Raw genomic sequence first — 17,486 nt, forward strand, 5'->3', positions numbered from 1 at the left:
TTATGAAAAAAATAATTCTACTATGTTTTCTAAGTTTTTCGGCATCTATGTTTTCTCAGAAAAAAGATTTTTGGGACAATGTTCAATTTGGTGGTGGTTTTACTTTGGGTTTTGGTTCTCAAACAACCATAGGTATTTCTCCAAGTGCTATTTATAATTTTGATAATGGTTTTGCTCTTGGAGCAGGTTTGGGATATTTATACAGTGAAATTAACGACTTTACTACAAATGTTTATAGCACAAGTATTATAGGTCTGTATCAAACAAATTTTGGCGTTCAATTTTCTACAGACTTCGATTACTATTTTGCGAATCAATCAGATTTTAATGGAGGTACATTCAGTTCTAATTTTCCTGCATTGCATTTAGGAATTGCTTATAATCAAGGTAGATTTTCTGTTGGAGTTCGTTACGATGTTTTATATGATGCTAATAAAAGTGTTTTTGCTTCTCCAATTTCACCAGTTGTTCGATTTTATTTCTAAAAATTTTTCAATTCTTTTAAAAGAATTTCATGCATGTTATCAGTATAATCTAAATGTGTAACAATTCTTATTTTTCCTTCGCCCATAGGTGTTAATAAAATATTTTTTTCTTTCATTTTATTAATAAAATTGTCAGAACCTATTTTATCATTTACATAAAAAATTAAGATATTAGTTTCAACTGGTTCTATTTTAGTGATGTAAGAACAAGTTTCTAAGACTTCTGCAATCTCTTTCGCTTTTTTATGATCTTCTGATAAACGTTCAATATTATTGTCCAAAGCATAGGTTGCTGCTGCTGCCAAAAAACCAACTTGACGCATTCCTCCTCCAAGCAATTTTCTTATTCTTAATGCCTTACATATATTTTCTTTAGAACCTAATAAAAGCGAACCAATTGGTGCTCCTAAACCTTTTGACAAACAAATGGAAATCGTATCAAACAATTGCCCATATTGCTTCGGATTTTCATTTTTGGCAACCAAAGCATTAAACAAACGTGCACCATCTAAATGAAATCCTAAATTATTTTTCTTAGTAATTTTCTCAATTTTTTCTAATTCGCTAAAATCCCAACAAGCTCCTCCTCCTTTATTTGTTGTGTTTTCGATACAAACCAATTTTGTAAATGGCAAATAAATCTGTGGCTGTACAGCAGCCATTTCTTCTATTTGATTTGCTTTAAACATACCTCTGTTGCCATCAATTAATTTACAGGTTACACCAGAATTAAAAGCAACGCCTCCACTTTCATAATTATAAATATGAGCATATTTATCACAAATAACCAAATCTCCAGGTTGTGTTTGAATTTTTATGGCAGTTTGGTTTGCCATAGTTCCAGATGGAAAAAACAGAGCGTCTTCCATACCAAAAAGTTTTGCGGCCTTTTCTTGCAACGCATTTACTGTTGGATCGCTTTTAAAAACATCATCTCCAACTTTTGCTTGCATCATTGTCTCCAACATTTCTGGAGTTGGTTTGGTTACAGTGTCCGAAATTAAATCTATTATCATTCTGTTTTTTAATTTTTTAATTACCAATTGGGGAACCATCAGGAATTTGTGGAACTTCAGATTTTTTAAATGATGTAGGATTTTTTACAAAATCATCTATCATTTTAATCATAGATAAATTGTATATTTTTTGAGTTCCTTCAGATTTAAAATTTTTAAAGATGGTTTTAATTTCATCTAACTTAAAAAATACAATCGCATTTACTTGCTTGTATTGATTTTCATAGGAAGCCAAATAAAACAATTGCTCTAAAACCTGTTGATTTACAACATTTTGCAACTCTTGATCATACGCATCTTTATGACTTTTTTTGATAGATTTTTCAATCAATTCATCAATCAATTCTTCCAATCCTAATTGCGAATTGTCTAAACTTTTGTGTGCAATTAATCTAGACATTCTTTGTGGATGTAACAACAAGCTCAACGTCATTTCAGAGGCAGTTTCTACTGCAGAAAAAGCATCAAAAGCAACTCCTAATTTGCTTTTAAAAGATTCGCGAGTTCTATTATAACCAATGGCTCTTGGTGGAAAAAGTTCCAATTTTTCTTTCGGAATTGCAATTTCATCAACAGCAATTGTATTTAAAATAGCTTCTAAAGCTTTTCTTTCGGTTTCTCCAGAAACTCTTTCTACAATTTTTTGATTACCTCCTTTAACAGCATAAGAATACTCCAAACCACCAATTAATTTTACAGTGGCTTCTGTTTGGAATCGATGCAAGAAATAAATGGGTACAAAAACATCTTCTAAAACAGAATAAGGTTCATTTGTTTTAATATTATCCTTAGAAAAATTGTTAATTGCTGTTTTTCTAACTGCTAATAAACTGTTTAATTCATCATAAATAGTTTCTCCATTATCCCATAAATGAGCTGTTGCACTTGCACTTCCTTGTGGTCTTGCATCATCATCTGACAGATATTTTAATCCGCTTGCAAATGCATTTTCTAAAATGGAGTTTAATTCTTTTTCTTCGTTTTTATCAGCCTCAAAATCTTGATACGAATAGGCAACAATTACTTTATCCCAGGCTCCAATTTTGGCATCATAAGCATCAGAAAAATCAATTTTTCCATTTTTTAAAGAAAACTTTGGATGTGGATAATCCATTACAGAAGTTCGTCCATTAGTACTTGCTGCAAAGTTGTGAGAGAATCCTAAAGTATGCCCAATTTCGTGCGCAGACAATTGTCTAATTCTTGCAATTGCCATTTGTAAAGCAAAATCATCATCAACTGTATTGTTTTTATAGGGTGCTTGCAAAGCTTGTGCTATTAAAAAATCTTGACGAATTCGCAAACTTCCTAAACTAACATGACCTTTTAAAATTTCTCCAGTTCTTGGATCAGAAATATTGCTACCATAACTCCAACCTCTCGTAGATCTATGTACCCATTGCACAACATTGTAACGAATATCTAACATATCTGCACCTTCAGGTAACATTTTAAACTGAAAAGCATCTTTGTAACCAATTGCTTCAAAAGCTTGATTCCACCAACGTCCACCCTCTAAAAGTGCACTTCTTACAGGTTCTGGAGTTCCTCTATCTAAATAATAAATAATAGGTTCTACTGCTTCAGAAATTGCAGCTTCTGGATTCTTTTTTTCTAATCTGTGTCTGTAAATAAAACGTTTTGTAATCGATTCGTTTACAGGTGTAGAATAATCTAAATAACTCATTTGCCAAGAACCAGATCTTGGATCATAAGCTCTTGGTTTGTAATTATTATCTGGTAATTCCACAAAAGAATGATGTTGATGAACAGTTACCAAACTTGCATCTGGAGTAACACTTGCAATATTATACCCTTTTGGAGTTCCGCTAAAAGTTAACATTAAATCGAACTCAACATTTTTTGGAAATGCTTTTGTACGCTCTAAATAAAAAGCAGATTTACTTTTATCTAAACTATAATTTCCTTGATTATTTCTTGCTAATGTTGATGATACACCAAATGCATCTCGCATAAAAAAATCGGTGGCATCTACTAAATAAAGTCCATTTTTTTCTTCTTTGATGATAAAACCATGTAAAACCGATTTTGCAAATGCTTCTTTTACAGAGTTTTTTTCTTCTTGATTATCTGTAATCGCTCTAAAATTTTGATTGGGTTGAATTAGTAAAATTTTATTCCCTGCTTTTTTAAAATGTACTACAACTCCATCTCCTAATTTTCCTCTATCCAATCCAATATCATTTGATCCAATTCCTTGCGAAAGTGAATTTACATATAGAAAATCGGTATTTAATTTTTCTATTTGCAGGTATATTTTATCGGTATTTTCATCATAATAAAAAGGCATATAACCCTCATACTTTGTGAATCCTTTTTGAAGATTTTTACTATCTTTTTCTAAGAAAAACTGTGAAAATCCATTTAAAGAAAAAGAAATAAAAAGTAAAAAAAATAGTGATTTTTTCATGGTTTAATTATTTTTTATAAATCTATGAAATAAGGAGCAGTTTAAAAACCCGAAATCTTAAAAATTGATTTATTTTTGTTCAACTTATGATTACACAAGACCAACTTAAAGATATTGCTACAAGAATTGAGAAATTAAAATCTTATTTAGAGATTGATAAAAAACTCATAGAAATAGCTAATGAAGAAGAAAAAACAGCAAATCCAGATTTTTGGAACGACCCAAAAGCTGCCGAAAATTTGATGAAAGAATTGCGTTTTAAAAAAAATTGGGTAGAGGATTACAACAAAATTATCAGATTTAATGAAGATTTAAACGTGTTCTACGAATTCTATAAAGAAGATGAAGCTGAAGAGGAAGATGTTGAAAATCAATATGATAAAACAATTTCACTTTTAGAAGATATTGAGTTTAAAAATATGCTTTCTGAAGAAGGAGATTCTTTGTCTGCAGTGATACAAATTACTGCTGGTGCTGGAGGAACAGAAAGTTGCGATTGGGCAGAAATGTTGTTTAGAATGTATACAATGTGGTCTGAAAAACAAGGTTTTAAGTTAAAAACTTTAAACTATCAAGCAGGAGATGCTGCAGGAATTAAAACGGTTACTGTAGAAGTTGATGGTGATTATGCTTTTGGTTGGTTAAAAGGTGAAAATGGTGTACATAGATTAGTACGAATTTCTCCTTTCGATTCGAATGCAAAACGTCATACAAGTTTTGCTTCTGTTTATGTGTATCCTGTTGCAGACGATTCTATAGAAATTGAAATCAATCCTGCAGATATCGAAATTGTTACTGCACGTTCAAGTGGTGCTGGAGGACAAAATGTAAACAAAGTAGAAACCAAAGTTCAATTATTTCATAAACCTTCTGGTATTCAAATTCAGTGTTCTAATTCTCGCTCTCAACATGATAATAGAGCTACAGCAATGCAAATGCTAAAGTCTCAATTGTATGAAATTGAGCTACAAAAACAGCAAGCTGCAAGAGATAATATTGAAGCTAACAAAATGAAAAATGAATGGGGCAGCCAAATTAGAAATTATGTAATGCATCCTTATAAATTAGTTAAAGATGTTAGAACTGCTCATGAAACTGGAAACGTAGATGCTGTAATGGATGGAAATATTAATGCATTTCTAAAGGCATATTTAATGTTGAATGGACAAAAGAGTAGTTAGTTGTTAGTTGTTAGTTGTTCGTTGTTCGTTGTTAGCAAAAATATAAACTTCAATTTAATGTCAAATTTGAAACTTTGAAACTTTGAAACTTTGAAACTTTGAAACTAAAAAAAATAAAATGATAAAAATATACCACAATCCAAGATGCACTAAATCTAGAGAAGGTTTAGCCATTCTAGAAAATTCTGGAAAAGAATTCGAAATTGTTAAATATTTAGAAAATACATTGTCAGAAAAAGAATTAAGCGAAATTGTAAAAAAGTTAAACATTCCTCCTATTGATTTGGTAAGAAAAAATGAGAAAATTTGGAAAGATTATTATAAAGGAAAAGATTTATCTGATACCGAAATTATCTCAGCTATGGCTAAAAATCCGAAATTAATTGAACGTCCAATTATCATCAAAAACAATAAAGGTATCATTGGTAGACCCTCTTCAAAGATTTTAGAATTTTTCTAAATAAGAACTCTTAAAATTGTTTAACTCTTTTTTAACTCTTTTAGACTAAACTTAAACGCAACTTTGCAGTCAAAACAGAAAAACTAATATATTTTGAAAAAAAATATCCTATTCTTATTTTGCTTTTTTTTATCAGTTGCTAACTTTTTTTCACAAGAAAATTCAGATGCTGACCAAATTATCATATCAGGAAAAGTAGTAGATGCTGTTTCTAATCAACCTTTAGAGTATGCAACTATTGTTTTAAAAAATACTAAAACCAATAAAATTTCTGGTGGTATTACAAATTTTGAAGGAGAGTTTAGTGTGAAATCGCCTAAAGGATTTTATGAAATAAGTGTAGAATTTATATCTTTTGAATCTAAAAAATATCCAAATAAAAATATTACTAGCAATTTAAATTTAGGAATTATAAAGTTATCTGAAGATTCCAAGTCTTTAAGTGAAGTGGTTATTGTTGCAGAAAAGACCACAGTAGATATTCGTTTAGACAAAAAAGTTTTTAATATTGGTAAAGATTTATCAATTCGTGGTGGAAATGCAAGTGATGTTTTAGGAAACGTACCATCAGTGCAAGTGGATGTAGAAGGAAATGTTAGTTTACGTGGTAACGAAAATGTGACTATTTTAATAGATGGAAGACCAAGTGCTTTAGTAGGCATAAATGGTGCAAATGCATTAAGACAAATTCCTGCAGAAGCCATCGAAAAAATAGAAGTGATTACATCTCCATCTGCAAGGTATGATGCAGAAGGAACAGCAGGTATTTTAAATATTATTTTAAGAAAAAACAAATTAGTTGGTTTTAATGGTTCATTGCAATTAGATTTGGGATACCCAACAAGAGTTGGTGGCGCTTTTAATGCAAACTGGAGAACAGACAAATGGAATTTTTTTACAAATACTGGTTTAAGATATAATGAAACTCCTGGAAATGCTTTTAACGATGCAAAATATTTCTCACCAACTGCACAAAATGCTAGGGTAATAGAGCAGCGAAATTTTGACAGATTAAGTAGATCTTTATTTACAAGCTTTGGGGCAGAATATTATATTAAAGATAATTCAAGCATCATTGGTAATATCATTTTTAACAATGGAAATGATGATGATGTAAATACCAATGTAATAGATAGATTTGACACAAATGGAAATTTAACAGAAGCTACCAAAAGAATTGAAAACGAAAGCGAAGATGAAAAAAGAATTCAATACACCTTAGATTATGTAAATAATTTTGATAAAACTGGAAAAAAATTAAGCGTTAACTTACAATATTCTACAGAAGCCGAAGATATAAACAATAACATTCCAGAAATAAATAGACTTATCAATTTTACAGATGAAATAGAATTAGTACTAGAAGACCAAGATGAAACAAGTGCCTTATTACAAGTAGATTATGTTTTACCTGTAGGAGAAAATATTCAATACGAAGTAGGTTATAGAGGTAATTATCGCGATCTTTTTAATGGTTTTTTTCTAGAACAAACCGATTTTAAAAACAATAAACCTACAGAAACTCTCTTAGATAACTCTTTTAATTACAAAGAATTAATAAACGCAGCCTATTTTCAATATGGTCAAAAGTTTAATAAAATTTCATTCCTAGCAGGTTTACGTTATGAATATACCTCTGTAGAAATAGACCAAGCTGACTCTAATACACCTAAAAAAAGCAGCTATGGAAATTTTTTTCCTACACTTAATTTAGGATTCGAGCTAAAAGATGGTGAAAATATTACTTTAGGCTATAACAGAAGGGTTAGAAGACCAAGAGGAAGAAGCTTAAATCCTTTTCCAAGTAGATCTAGTGAAAGCAATATTTACACAGGTAATGTAAATTTAAACCCTGTTTTTACTGATGCAATAGATCTTGGGTATCTAAAACGTTGGGATAAATTTACTCTTAGTACCTCTTTATATTACAACAGAAGTGAAGATAATTGGGAAAGAATACAAGAAGATACTGGCGAAATTACTGATAATGGAGACCCAATAACAAGAAGATTTCCAATAAACTTATCATTAGAAGAAAGAATTGGTTTTGAATTTACCTTAAATTATAGACCCTTTAAAGCTTGGAATATTAATAGTGATTTTAATTTATTCCATACAACAACAGATGGAGATTATGTAAATCCAACTACAAACGTTCCTATAAGTTTCGATTTTGAAAACACCGCATTTTTTATCCGATTAAATCAAAAAATAACCTTGCCAAGTAAAATAGATTTACAAATCAACTCTAACTATTCTGGAGCCAACCAAAATGCACAATCATCAAACCAAGGTATTTTTAGTATGAACATTGCAGCAAGTAAAGATTTGTTTAATGATAAAGCTTCTTTAAGTTTTAATATAGATGATGTTTTTAATGCCAGAAGAAGACAAAGTACAACCATAATTCCAGGTTTTTCAGAGCAGTATTCTGAGTTTCAATGGAGAGAGCGTCAAATAACGCTAAGCTTTGTATATCGTTTTAATCAACAAAAAACAAAAAAAGAAAGAGGAGAAAGAAACGAAAATGGTGGAGAAGATTTTGAAGGATAATATTTTGGGCGTTTTAACAGGCTTTACAATACAATCTTTTGTTCATTCTTCACAAAAGGATTTCCTCTTCAATCCCTAACGCACTTACTCAAACTCAAAAAAAAACTCGTTCAAGAAATTGAACGAGTTTTTTTACTAATTTATTTTAAAAACTACTTTCCTTCAGCAGCCTTTTTAGCTTCTCTTTTTAATTTCATGTTTTCCCAAATAGTTCCACCAATCCAGTAAGGAACTACAAATGTTAATAAAAATATTAGCAACCAAAAACCAGCTGTGAATATAAACATGAATAAAACTAAACCTGAAAATTGTGAAAAATCTAACATTGTTGGGTTTTTATAAAATTAATCTTCGCAAAAATAATATTTATTTTTAAAATTACATAATTAATATAGATGTTTTTAACTCGATTTCGATAAGATTAACACTTATCTTTTGAGCTATATTTTGTAAATTTGTTTCGTACTAAATTCACATTTAAAATGACAAAATACAGAGTAGAAAAAGACACAATGGGTAAAGTGAATGTTCCTGCAGATAAATATTGGGGAGCACAAACAGAGCGTTCTAGAAATAATTTTAAAATTGGCCCATCTGGCTCTATGCCTTTAGAAGTGGTTTATGGCTTTGCTTATCTTAAAAAAGCTGCAGCATACACCAACTGTGAATTAGGGGTTTTATCAACAGAAAAAAGAGATTTAATTGCACAAGTTTGCGATGAAATTTTAGCAGGAGATTTAGACGATCAGTTTCCATTAGTAATTTGGCAAACAGGTTCTGGAACACAATCGAACATGAATGTGAACGAAGTAATTGCAAACAGAGCTCAAGAAATGGCTGGTAGAGTTATTGGTGAAGGAGATAAAGTAATACAACCAAATGATGATGTAAACAAATCGCAATCATCTAATGATACATTTCCAACAGGCATGCACATTTCTGCATACAAGAAAATAATGGAAAACACCATTCCAGGAATTGAGCAGTTAAGAGATACTTTGAAAGCAAAATCAGAAGCTTTTTCTGATGTTGTGAAAATCGGACGAACGCATTTAATGGATGCTACTCCCCTAACTTTAGGACAAGAATTTTCTGGTTATGTAGCACAATTAAATTTCGGAATTAAAGCTTTAAAAAATACGTTGGCGCATTTAAGTCAGTTAGCTTTAGGAGGAACTGCTGTTGGAACAGGTTTAAATACACCAAAAGGGTATGATGTTTTAGTTGCAAAATATATTGCAGAATTTACAGGAATGCCTTTTATAACCGCAGAAAATAAATTCGAAGCTTTGGCGGCTCACGATGCTTTGGTAGAAACACATGGAGCCTTAAAACAAGTAGCAGTTTCTTTAAATAAAATTGCTAACGATATTAGAATGATGGCTTCAGGACCAAGATCTGGAATTGGCGAAATTATTATTCCTGCGAACGAACCAGGTTCTTCTATAATGCCAGGAAAAGTAAATCCAACACAATGTGAAGCGATGACAATGGTTTGTGCACAAGTAATGGGTAATGATGTTGCTGTTACAATTGGTGGTACACAAGGTCATTATGAGTTAAATGTTTTTAAACCTATGATGGCTGCAAATGTGTTACAGTCAGCACAGTTAATTGGTGATGCTTGTGTTTCTTTTGATGAAAATTGTGCTACTGGTATTGAGCCAAATCATCCTAGAATTAAAGAACTGGTAAATAATTCTTTAATGTTGGTAACTGCTCTTAATACAAAAATCGGGTATTACAAAGCTGCAGAAATTGCAAATACTGCTCACGAAAATGGAACTACTTTAAAACATGAAGCTGTACGTTTAGGATATGTAACTCCAGAAGAATACGATGCTTGGGTAAAACCAGAAGAAATGATAGGAGGACTGAAATAAATTAAAATGATTACCAGAAAATCCTGACTAAAAATCAGGATTTTTTTGTTCAAAACATATTTTCTTTTTGCAATTTTTAAATTAGTAAAAATGTATTTTTGTTCTCTTAAAAGAAAGATTTATGACATTGACGGATTTTAATCCCATTATTGAAACAATAGAAGAAGCCTATGAAATTCCGCAATTAAAGGCAACCAGAAGAATTTCTGCTCTTTTACCACATAATTACTACAATACAAATAAAAGATACCCTGTTTTATATTTACAAGATGGTCAGAATTTATTCAATCCAATGGCTCAGTATGGAGATTGGGCAATAGACAAATCTTTGGCAAAATTAGCAGAACATGGAGAAGCTGATATTATTATTATTGCCATCAATCATGGAGAGGAAGAACGAATTAGCGAATATCTACCTTATTATCATCCAAGATTTGGGCAAGGAAAAGGTAATTTTTACATCGAATTTATGATTGAAAAATTGTTGCCTTATGTTAACGAAAAATACAGAACCTTAACCGATTTTGACAATACAGGAATTGGAGGAAGTTCTATGGGTGGTTTAATAAGCTTGTATGCTGGCTTATCAAATCCACATGTTTTTGGTAAATTGATGATTTTCTCACCAAGTTTATGGATTTCAAAAAAGGTATTTGATAATACAAAAACTTTTATGCCTTTAGAAAAAGCTAAAATTTATTTGTATTCAGGAGGAAAAGAAAGTGTTGAGCACTTGCCAAATGCACTAAAATTGGGAGGAATAATTAAAGAAAAAATGATTAAAGGCTATCATATAGATTTTCATTTTTCTATAAATGATGAAGGCAACCACTCAGAAGCTCATTGGCGCCAAGAATTCCCTAAAGCGATACAATGGCTTTTTTACAATTACTAATTATGATTTACGAATACAAAAAACAGTTAGACACCACCAAAGATTTTATTCTGCCTTGTAAAAAAGATGACTTAAAATCTATTCAACAATTTTTACCAATAGCAAAACCAGATTTCGATGGCAGTTTTTCTACACATCAATTAATGTATGGAGAAACTGGAAACCGAATTTATTTAGTGGGTTTAGGTGAAGAAAAAAATGCATCACAAATAGAAAATACGTTTAGAAAATTTGCTTTCGAAACTCAAAAATATTGGGAAGACGAAATTCAGGTTTTTGGAGAGTTTTTAAATGAAGATGCTCTTTTAAAAATGGTGGTTGGTTTAGAAATGAGTCAGTATAATATTGGCGAATTCAAATCTACCAAAGAGGAAAAAAAAGAAATTACTGTGTCTATTTCATCAACAAAAAATATTGATGAAATTTTAGTCGAAGGAAAATATACTGGAGAAACCATCAATAAAATTAAAGCTTTGGTTGATGCTCCACCAAACATTAAAACTCCAGAATATTTAGGCGATTGGGCAAAAAAATCAGCAAAAGAAGCTGCTTATAAATGCACAGTTTTAAAACAAAAACAATTAGAAAAACAGGGTTTTGAGGCAGTTTTAGCGGTTGGTAGAGGAAGTGTAAATCCGCCAGTTGTAATTATCAACGAATACAAAGGGAAAGATTCTGAAAAAATAGATATTGCTTTAGTAGGTAAAGGAATCACGTTCGATTCTGGAGGTTTATCCATAAAACCATCTACTAATTTACACTATATGAAAAGTGATATGGGTGGTGCAGCTGTAGTTTTAGGAGTTGTAGAATTAGTGGCAAAATTAGCATTAAACATCAATATTATTGGAATTGTTGCTTCTGCAGAAAATGCTGTGGATGGTAATAGTTACAGACCTGGAGATGTTATCAACTCTTATTCTGGAAAAACCATTGAAATTATAGATACAGATGCAGAAGGACGTTTGGTTTTAGCTGATGGAATAAATTACGCTATCAAAAAATACCACCCAGAATATATTATAGATTTGGCAACTTTAACAGGAAGTGTAGTGAGAACTTTTGGTTATGCTGCTGCAGGAATGTTTACCAATAACCAAGAAATGGCTGCAAAAATGTCTGAGATTGGCTTTAAAGTGCATGAACGTGTTTGGCAATTACCAATGTTCGAAGATTATGAAGACGATTTACAATCGGATGTGGCTGATATTAAAAACTTTAATGGAAAACCAATTGAAGGTGCCATTAACGCAGCTAAATTTTTAGAATTCTTTACAGAAAAACACGAAAAGTGGATGCATTTAGACATTGCAGGTGTTTCTTTTGGAGCATCACCATACGCAAAAATGAAAAGCGCAACAGGTTATGGAATTCAATTAATTACCAATTTCATTAAAGAAAAGGCTGTTTAAAAACATCAATTTTTGTAAATTTATATCATATTAAACTTTTAATTATGTCTCAAAAACCATTAAATTTCCTTTGCATCACAACTTATTTTAAAGGAGAACCTTTTTTAGAAAGCTGCAAAAAAGAAGGTCATAATGTGTACCTTCTTACAAAGAAAAAACTAGAAAATGAAGATTGGCCTTGGAAATCTATAGATGATGTTTTTTATATTGATGATTGGAATCAAGAAAATGTAATTAAAGGAATTGCGTACAAATTTAGAACTATAAAATTTGATCATTTTGTGGCTTTAGACGATTTTGATGTAGAAAAAGTAGCACTTTTAAGAGAACATTTTAGAATGCCAGGAATGGGCAGAACTACTGCTCATTATTTTAGAGATAAACTGGCTATGAGAATCAAAGCGCAAGAAGAAGGTGTAAACGTACCTAAATTTACAGCGTTATTTAGCAATGATGCCATCAATAAGTATGCAGACACAATTCCTGCTCCTTGGTTATTAAAACCTAGAATGGAAGCTTCTGCAACAGGAATTAAAAAAATTCATTCTAAAGATGAATTGTGGCAAATTGTAAATGATTTAGGTGATGAAAGAGATAATTATTTGGTAGAAAAGTTTGCTCCTGGAGATGTATATCATGTAGATGGTTTAAATTTTGATGCAAAAGTGGTTTTTTCTAGAGTTAGTAAATATTTGGATACGCCTTTTGAAGTAGCTCATGGAGGAGGAATTTTCAGATCTGCATCATGCGAAATTGGTTCTGAGGTAGAAAAAGGTTTGCAAAAAATGAATGTAGATGTAATGAAGGCTTTTGGAATGCAATCTGGAGCTTCTCATACAGAATTTATAGTTTCTAAAGCAACTGGAGAATTATTCTTTTTAGAAACTTCTTCTAGAGTTGGTGGTGCAAATTTAGCTGAAATGGTTGAATTCTCTTCAGGAGTAAATCTTTGGGGTGAGTGGGCAAAAATTGAAATTGCAAAATTGAATAAACAAACCTATAAATTACCAAAAATTCACAGTAAATATGCAGGAATTGTAGTTTCTTTAAGCAGATTCGAATATCCTGATACTTCTAGTTTTACAGACAAAGAAATTGTTTGGAGAATGCATAAACCATGGCATATTGGTTTAATTGTAGTTTCTGATTCTAGCGAACGTATATTAGAATTATTAGATAAATACATGCACAGAATTAGCAATGAATTTCATGCGAGTATCCCTGCCCCTGATAAGTCTTTGTAATAAAAAAAAATTTATATCTTTGAAATGCTATGAGTAATATAAAACTTTATTTTACAATACTTATTTTATTATTTATAATACAATCCTGTGAAAAAGAAGAGATTAATCCTGATAAATTAGTTTTACCAGAAATTACAACTTCAGGAAAAAGAACATTTGGAGCAATTGTGAACGGAAAAATTTGGACAGCAAATGGCGGTTCAGTTTGTTTTCTATGTAGTCCAAATCCATATGCACGTGTAGATTATACTCCATCTCCAAATGATCGTCCAAGCATCATGTATTTAGGTGCAAGTAATAGTTACAATGAAATTTTAAATGAAAGTATAGGTTTAGTCTTTAATATAACTGATAATCTTAAAGTTGGAGAAAAAATTGAACTTAATAAATCTAATATTTTTAGTAGAATTTCTTTTTATGACGAATTAAACAAGTGTAGTGTAATTTCTGATGATTCTACAAATGGATATATAGAAATCAAACGCTTAGACTTAGAAAATGGTATAGTTTCAGGTATATTTGAAGCTGATTTGATTGATGATTGTGATACAATTTATATTAAACAAGGTAGATTTGATTTAGTGTTTAGTACTCGTTAATACATATCTAGTTAAAAAGTTTTAGAATTATTAGATAAATACACGCACAGAATTAGCAATGAATTTCATGCCAGTATCCCTGCCCCTGATAAGTCTTTGTAATCATATAGATAATTAAAAACAAAAGGCTTCAAATTATAAAATTTGAAGCCTTTTGTTTTTGGCAGTATTTTCATTTTTCTAATTCTCAAAGAAACCTGTGCTTCCTCCCACCCAAGTTTTATCCTTGTTGTATTTTACACCAACCATTTCTCCTTTACTCAAGCGCATTAAATTGCTCACAATTTCTGTTTTGTTGGTTTTAGAATTGTGCAATAACATCATCCTAATTTCGCATTTAGCAGGAACATCCATGGTTTCTATAACAGGTGAATACGCCACTTTTTCTTGTAACAGATAATTAGATTTATTGGTAATATCATCTATCATTTTACGAGTTACATGTATTTGAACTCCAGCACCAGCAAAGGAATATAAAGGTTTTAAAACGTAGTTTTCTAAATCTTGAGGAATTTCTTTTAAATCACTTAAAAAATAAGATTTTGGAACAAAATCTCCTTTTAAGAAAGGCATTGTGTATTTACTTATTCTGTAAAACCAATTTGGATGACCAATCCAAGTTACATCCACTTCATCTAAAAAATTAAACTCAGATTTTAAATCTTCTCTTTGAAATAACTCATCGAAAATAATACGATTGTAGATTTTTAATATTTTAACTTCTACTCCATTTTCATCAACATAAAAAAGCGCTTTCCCTTTTTTTATCAATTTAGAAATACATAAAACTTTAATCCCTAATGCCTTTTGTGTTGCAAAAAAGTCGACTGCTGTTGCTTGCTTTTCTGGTTCTATTTCTAAAAGAATAACTTGTTTTGGATCTGTTTCTCCCACAATTTCTTGTTGTAACAATTCCATATATTCTTTAGTTGTCATTCCATTAATATGCTGAGAAAAGTCTTTAGGAATTACATTTCCAAAATGTTTTCTATACATTCTACCTAATAATTCTTGAAAAAAATATAAGGATGGAAAACCTTGCAATTCAATGAGTTTTGGAACTAATTCACCATTTTCATCCTTGCAAATTCCAAAATCTAATTGAATAAATTTTGCGTTATCATCTTCATTTGGTACAATTGTTTTTGGGTCGAAAAACGCGCCTTGTGTTAATTCTTTAAAATTATCTTGATTGATAACTGCCATAATTTCATCACAGGCTATTATCAATTTATTTTTTAAATCTTTTGGAATAAAAGCAGGTGTTTCAGAAATTTTAAATTTTGGAACGTAATTATGAGTATTTATAATATCATCTAAAAAAGTTTGATACTTTTCTTGAGAAAAATTCTCATTAAATTTTTTTCTATATTGATGTATCATATTAATGTTTAAGCTAGTATAGGTTTTTGTATAGAACTTATTGCTTTTTTTATAAATTTTGGTAGAATAGTACTATAGGTCATCATAACTTTCTCTGGATGATTAATTCTATCCATCATTCGAATGTATTTTTCTTTTCCAAAGTTTTTTATAATTAATTCTTTGGTTTCTTCTAAAGAAAAATAAACTTCCATGCTTACAGGATCTGCTTCTGGATGAAACTGAGTGCCAACAAATTCTTTAGAAAAACGAACAGCCATAATTGCACGCTCTAATTCTATATGCGTTCTAATTTTTTCTAAACTTAAAATGGTTGCACCATGTTCTTGAAAAACTTTTAATCTAGGCTGAACAAGTTGCCAATCTCTAGAATCTACAGCATAAAAAGGGTCATTTAAACCATCTAAAAGTGGATCTTTGATTCCTTTTTTAGTTTTATGAATTGGTAAAATCCCAAAAGAAGTACTTTTTCTTAATTTGATTTCTCCTAATTCAAAATAATGACACATCACCTGAAAGGAATAACAAATAACAAATACATGTTTTTTCTGTTCAGATACTTTGTTGTGATTCCAAAGATTTTCCATTAAATTTAAATAGGGTATTCTCCAAACACCATCTTCTAAAGGACTTCCAGGACCACCACTTGAAATATAAATATCAAAAGAAGTATCAGGAATATCATTTTTTGCTCTTACATCGAATATTCTAAAATTAACTTCTTGACTAAAAGACTCAACAATTTCTTTTATACAACGTAAACCTTGATTTGGAGCGTTGTTATTCATATCTAAAATGGCAACTTTAATTTTTTCTATACTCATGGATATTTAAATAATTAAACACCTAAAATTGTTTGTTCTGTAATATAATCTACCACTTTTACCAAATCTTTTGTTTCTTCAAAAACCTTTAATTGCCTGTCTGCACCAGTTCCATTTTCTAACATCTTAAAAATGTTTTCCACTTCTTCTCTAGAACCTAATTCGTCTAAAACATCATCTACAAAATCGATAAATTCTGCCATTAAAAGTTTGGTTTCGACTTCCTTTTCAAGACCAAAATCAATCATTTTTCCTTCTACTCCATATCTACTTGCTCTCCATTTATTTTCGTTAATTAGTGCTCTATGATAACTCATAAAATTCATGTTCTGAGTTCTCAGTTTGTACAATTTAGCCACTAATGCTTGGATTAATGCTGCAATACTTATAGTTTCATCTACAGTCATTGGAATATCGCAAATACGAACTTCTAACGTTGGGAAAATTGGGTGAATACGAATATCCCACCATATTTTTTTAGGATTGTCTATACAATTCGTTTTTACTAAAAGATTTACATAATTGATGTATTGTTCATAACTATCAAAGGCTCCTGGAATGCCTGTTCTAGGAAATTTATCGAAAACCTTAGATCTAAAAGATTTAAAACCCGTATTTCTACCTTCCCAAAAAGGAGAATTTGTAGACAAAGCATATAAATGAGGCAAAAAATAACGCATAGAATTTACCAAATGCATAGCCATGTTTTTGTCTTCCATACCAACATGAACGTGCAAACCAAAAATTAAGTTCGATCTTGCAGTGTCTTGTAATTCGTTTATAATTTCGTCATATCTAGGATTTGGCGTAATTAATTGGGTTTCCCATTTTGTAAATGGATGTGTGCCTGCTGCACCAATTTTGTACCCTAAATCTCCTGCAATATCAGAAATTGATCTACGAAGATGTGTAATTTGTTGTCTGGCATCTTGAATGTCTTGACAGATATTTGTGCCAACTTCTACAACTGCTTGATGCATTTCTGCCTTAACTTGATCGTTTAAAAGCTTTGCTGCATTTGTAACAATTTCCTGATCGTGAGAAGTTAATTCTCTAGTTACAGGATCGATTACTTGGTATTCTTCTTCTATGCCTAATGTGAATTTCATATTTGAAAAAA

At 30.7% G+C, this 17,486-nt stretch carries 15 protein-coding genes; 9 read left to right on the forward strand and 6 right to left on the reverse strand.

What is annotated here, in order from left to right; translation table 11 throughout:
- Window positions 1-2: 2 nt before the first annotated feature.
- Window positions 3-485 carry an alpha-ketoglutarate decarboxylase gene (locus tag WAO74_RS01875; RefSeq protein ID WP_422159212.1) on the forward strand — a complete coding sequence of 161 codons (483 nt, stop codon included), beginning with the start codon at window positions 3-5 and terminating at the stop codon, window positions 483-485.
- Here WAO74_RS01875 and WAO74_RS01880 read toward each other — a convergent pair.
- Both WAO74_RS01880 and WAO74_RS01885 read right to left on the reverse strand, forming a co-directional pair.
- Complete coding sequence (locus tag WAO74_RS01880; protein ID WP_422159214.1) at window positions 482-1,501, reverse strand: threonine aldolase family protein; 1,020 nt, start codon at window positions 1,499-1,501, stop codon at window positions 482-484. The genes WAO74_RS01875 and WAO74_RS01880 overlap by 4 nt on opposite strands.
- A 16-nt stretch (window positions 1,502-1,517) precedes the next feature.
- Window positions 1,518-3,932 (reverse strand): zinc-dependent metalloprotease, encoded by a 2,415-nt coding sequence (locus tag WAO74_RS01885; RefSeq protein ID WP_422159216.1) that lies wholly within the window; start codon window positions 3,930-3,932, stop codon window positions 1,518-1,520.
- An 86-nt stretch (window positions 3,933-4,018) separates the two neighbouring features.
- Here WAO74_RS01885 and prfB point away from each other — a divergent pair, with 86 nt between their 5' ends.
- The 3 genes from prfB (at window position 4,019) to WAO74_RS01900 (ending at window position 8,126) form a co-directional block, all read left to right on the forward strand.
- Window positions 4,019-5,113 (forward strand): peptide chain release factor 2, encoded by a 1,095-nt coding sequence (prfB, locus tag WAO74_RS01890; RefSeq protein WP_422159218.1) that lies wholly within the window; start codon window positions 4,019-4,021, stop codon window positions 5,111-5,113.
- A 118-nt stretch (window positions 5,114-5,231) separates the two neighbouring features.
- Window positions 5,232-5,573 (forward strand): arsenate reductase (glutaredoxin), encoded by a 342-nt coding sequence (gene arsC / locus WAO74_RS01895; RefSeq protein WP_422159220.1) that lies wholly within the window; start codon window positions 5,232-5,234, stop codon window positions 5,571-5,573.
- Between the two features lie 93 nt (window positions 5,574-5,666).
- Window positions 5,667-8,126 carry an outer membrane beta-barrel protein gene (locus WAO74_RS01900; RefSeq protein WP_422159221.1) on the forward strand — a complete coding sequence of 820 codons (2,460 nt, stop codon included), beginning with the start codon at window positions 5,667-5,669 and terminating at the stop codon, window positions 8,124-8,126.
- A 152-nt stretch (window positions 8,127-8,278) separates the two neighbouring features.
- Here the strand turns inward: WAO74_RS01900 and WAO74_RS01905 are convergent, their stop codons facing one another.
- Entirely contained in the window at window positions 8,279-8,452 is a 174-nt protein-coding gene (locus tag WAO74_RS01905) for a hypothetical protein (RefSeq protein WP_422159222.1), read from the reverse strand.
- 156 nt (window positions 8,453-8,608) lie between these two features.
- On the opposite strand from WAO74_RS01905, the gene fumC reads away from it, so the two are divergent.
- The 5 genes from fumC (at window position 8,609) to WAO74_RS01930 (ending at window position 14,159) form a co-directional block, all read left to right on the forward strand.
- The gene (fumC, locus tag WAO74_RS01910) at window positions 8,609-10,009 is read left to right on the forward strand and encodes a class II fumarate hydratase (protein WP_422159223.1); all 1,401 of its coding nucleotides are present in this window, start codon (window positions 8,609-8,611) and stop codon (window positions 10,007-10,009) included.
- A gap of 121 nt (window positions 10,010-10,130) precedes the next feature.
- Window positions 10,131-10,904 (forward strand): alpha/beta hydrolase, encoded by a 774-nt coding sequence (locus WAO74_RS01915; protein ID WP_422159224.1) that lies wholly within the window; start codon window positions 10,131-10,133, stop codon window positions 10,902-10,904.
- The gene (locus WAO74_RS01920; RefSeq protein WP_422159225.1) at window positions 10,883-12,316 is read left to right on the forward strand and encodes a leucyl aminopeptidase family protein; all 1,434 of its coding nucleotides are present in this window, start codon (window positions 10,883-10,885) and stop codon (window positions 12,314-12,316) included. Before WAO74_RS01915 ends, WAO74_RS01920 begins: the two co-directional genes overlap by 22 nt.
- Window positions 12,317-12,360: 44 nt before the next feature.
- Window positions 12,361-13,560 carry an ATP-grasp domain-containing protein gene (locus WAO74_RS01925; protein ID WP_422159227.1) on the forward strand — a complete coding sequence of 400 codons (1,200 nt, stop codon included), beginning with the start codon at window positions 12,361-12,363 and terminating at the stop codon, window positions 13,558-13,560.
- 29 nt (window positions 13,561-13,589) lie between these two features.
- Window positions 13,590-14,159 carry a hypothetical protein gene (locus tag WAO74_RS01930; protein ID WP_422159228.1) on the forward strand — a complete coding sequence of 190 codons (570 nt, stop codon included), beginning with the start codon at window positions 13,590-13,592 and terminating at the stop codon, window positions 14,157-14,159.
- Window positions 14,160-14,339: 180 nt separating this feature from the next.
- Here WAO74_RS01930 and WAO74_RS01935 read toward each other — a convergent pair whose 3' ends face one another.
- From WAO74_RS01935 to WAO74_RS01945, 3 genes are read right to left on the reverse strand one after another with little or no spacing between them, the layout of a single operon-like run.
- Window positions 14,340-15,542, reverse strand: coding sequence for a hypothetical protein (locus WAO74_RS01935; RefSeq protein ID WP_422159229.1), 1,203 nt, complete (start codon window positions 15,540-15,542; stop codon window positions 14,340-14,342).
- Window positions 15,543-15,550: 8 nt separating this feature from the next.
- Window positions 15,551-16,366 carry a type 1 glutamine amidotransferase gene (locus WAO74_RS01940; protein ID WP_422159230.1) on the reverse strand — a complete coding sequence of 272 codons (816 nt, stop codon included), beginning with the start codon at window positions 16,364-16,366 and terminating at the stop codon, window positions 15,551-15,553.
- A 14-nt stretch (window positions 16,367-16,380) separates the two neighbouring features.
- Window positions 16,381-17,475 (reverse strand): carboxylate-amine ligase, encoded by a 1,095-nt coding sequence (locus tag WAO74_RS01945; protein WP_422159231.1) that lies wholly within the window; start codon window positions 17,473-17,475, stop codon window positions 16,381-16,383.
- Window positions 17,476-17,486 lie beyond the last annotated feature (11 nt).

The sequence above is a fragment of the Polaribacter sp. genome, from assembly GCF_049276715.1.
Lineage (GTDB): Bacteria > Bacteroidota > Bacteroidia > Flavobacteriales > Flavobacteriaceae > Polaribacter.

Coding starts and splice junctions, on each gene's coding strand:
- WAO74_RS01875 (WP_422159212.1), top strand. CDS start 3: ATGAAAAAAATAATTCTACTATGTTTTCTAAGTTTTTCGGCATCTATG.
- WAO74_RS01880 (WP_422159214.1), bottom strand. CDS start 1,501: ATGATAATAGATTTAATTTCGGACACTGTAACCAAACCAACTCCAGAA.
- WAO74_RS01885 (WP_422159216.1), bottom strand. CDS start 3,932: ATGAAAAAATCACTATTTTTTTTACTTTTTATTTCTTTTTCTTTAAAT.
- prfB (WP_422159218.1), top strand. CDS start 4,019: ATGATTACACAAGACCAACTTAAAGATATTGCTACAAGAATTGAGAAA.
- arsC (WP_422159220.1), top strand. CDS start 5,232: ATGATAAAAATATACCACAATCCAAGATGCACTAAATCTAGAGAAGGT.
- WAO74_RS01905 (WP_422159222.1), bottom strand. CDS start 8,452: ATGTTAGATTTTTCACAATTTTCAGGTTTAGTTTTATTCATGTTTATA.
- fumC (WP_422159223.1), top strand. CDS start 8,609: ATGACAAAATACAGAGTAGAAAAAGACACAATGGGTAAAGTGAATGTT.
- WAO74_RS01915 (WP_422159224.1), top strand. CDS start 10,131: ATGACATTGACGGATTTTAATCCCATTATTGAAACAATAGAAGAAGCC.
- WAO74_RS01920 (WP_422159225.1), top strand. CDS start 10,883: ATGGCTTTTTTACAATTACTAATTATGATTTACGAATACAAAAAACAG.
- WAO74_RS01925 (WP_422159227.1), top strand. CDS start 12,361: ATGTCTCAAAAACCATTAAATTTCCTTTGCATCACAACTTATTTTAAA.
- WAO74_RS01930 (WP_422159228.1), top strand. CDS start 13,590: ATGAGTAATATAAAACTTTATTTTACAATACTTATTTTATTATTTATA.
- WAO74_RS01935 (WP_422159229.1), bottom strand. CDS start 15,542: ATGATACATCAATATAGAAAAAAATTTAATGAGAATTTTTCTCAAGAA.
- WAO74_RS01940 (WP_422159230.1), bottom strand. CDS start 16,366: ATGAGTATAGAAAAAATTAAAGTTGCCATTTTAGATATGAATAACAAC.
- WAO74_RS01945 (WP_422159231.1), bottom strand. CDS start 17,475: ATGAAATTCACATTAGGCATAGAAGAAGAATACCAAGTAATCGATCCT.